Here is a 1,461-nt window from a genome sequence, read left to right on the forward strand (position 1 = left end):
GTCGGTGGACCAGCTCGTSAGCGATCCGTCGGACCTGCAGGCCTACAACCGCTACAGCTATGTGCGCAACGATCCGCTGGCGCGCACGGACCCGAGTGGCTGGTCGGATCTGAAGGAGAGCAAGACCTACAACCCGCAAAGCATCTGTAACGGTGGCTGCGATGGCGTCGTTGTGAACCCGTCGGGGATCGTTCCAATGGCGGCGGAATCGACGGTCAGGACGACGGTAGCTATGTCGCAGGAGGGGGCGGCGGGCAGTCTGATGCCTGCGAGACAGTGGATACTGAATTCAATCGCAAAGAGTTCCTTCACGGAGGAGGGGCTTGAGATCCAGCGCATCAACCGAGCTTTCAGCGACGCTAAGGAGGCCGGCGATGTGAAGGCGATGAGTGCGTTGTTCGACCGCTACCGTGCCATCAAGGAAGGCGATCCCAGCTCCGCACCGAACATCATTCGCATGGGCATCGCCATCATGGATGCGCAGGGGCGGCAGGGACGCTATGACTTGGCGCCCTTGGCTCCGATGGCAAGCGCAGCAATGGGCAGTGGTATGGTCGCGGGAGCTGCGCCGGGGCCGAGCACTGGGGGAGCAGGTGCGGCAAGGGGGCTGAAATGGGGACTGTCGATATCCGAGACCAAGGTCGCGTTGTCCTCAGCGCAAGACGCCTACAAGGGCAGCACGATCGTTGGTCATGCACTTTCCAAACATGCCGGCCGAAATCCGGAGACGTGGGGCACTATGACTGGCTCTATGAAAACCTGGAATGAGCAGGGGATGACACAACTTCGTGAAGTCATCCGTGGTCCTGGACAGTTCATAAAGCAGACTTACGACAATGGCCTCACGTTCCTGGAGAAACGACTGTCAGACGGGCGGGGGGTTCGACTCAACCTGGATGGCTCATTCAAGGGATTCTTGGACTGATCATGGACGGACTCATTGAATTGATCTTCGACGCTGTTCCCGATGGCTCCGTTGATGGGCTGGTGTATGGCTTGCTTCAGGAGGCCTCCCCAATGGAGCTTTCCCACAGTGAGTTGGGCCTTCTCGATCCGAAACAGCTTGACCAAGGATTGAAAGAGTTGCTGAAGGATGGCTCTGTGTCGGCGTCCATCTTTATACGGGCTGCCTCTGTGAGAGTTGGTGATGTTCGGATCAGTGCCCCGCTGATCAGAATCCTTCGCTCCGAAGGATCGAGCGAGGTGGCTGTCATATTCGGTAGCGCCGACATCGATCCCACGGATAGACAAGAGGCGTCCAAGAAGCTTTTGGTTGGTGCTGACCTGCTTGCGAGAGGCGCAGATGTCGCCGACTATTTCTGTGGATACGAGCCAGCGACGGACGAGAGTACGAGGCTGTTCTCGAGGGACAGGATCGGGCCCCTCGTGAGGTTGTAGCTTCCTGCGGCAAAGCAGCCCGGTCACCGAGCGATGCGCACACTTAGGCAGGTGAGCGAGGCC

2 protein-coding genes are annotated in these 1,461 nt (G+C 58.8%); both read left to right on the forward strand.

Annotation, left to right across the window (positions count from 1 at the left end; all coding sequences use genetic code 11):
- The coding region (locus AC1D15_RS31980; protein WP_477829217.1) for an RHS repeat-associated core domain-containing protein at positions 1 to 925 on the forward strand (925 nt) is incomplete at its 5' end.
- Between the two features lie 2 nt (positions 926 to 927).
- The gene (locus AC1D15_RS31985) at positions 928 to 1,398 is read left to right on the forward strand and encodes a hypothetical protein (protein ID WP_477829218.1); all 471 of its coding nucleotides are present in this window, start codon (positions 928 to 930) and stop codon (positions 1,396 to 1,398) included.
- The last annotated feature ends 63 nt before the right edge of the window (positions 1,399 to 1,461 follow it).

This window comes from Rhizobacter sp. P2_H2 (assembly GCF_056403375.1).

Coding starts and splice junctions, on each gene's coding strand:
- AC1D15_RS31985 (WP_477829218.1), top strand. CDS start 928: ATGGACGGACTCATTGAATTGATCTTCGACGCTGTTCCCGATGGCTCC.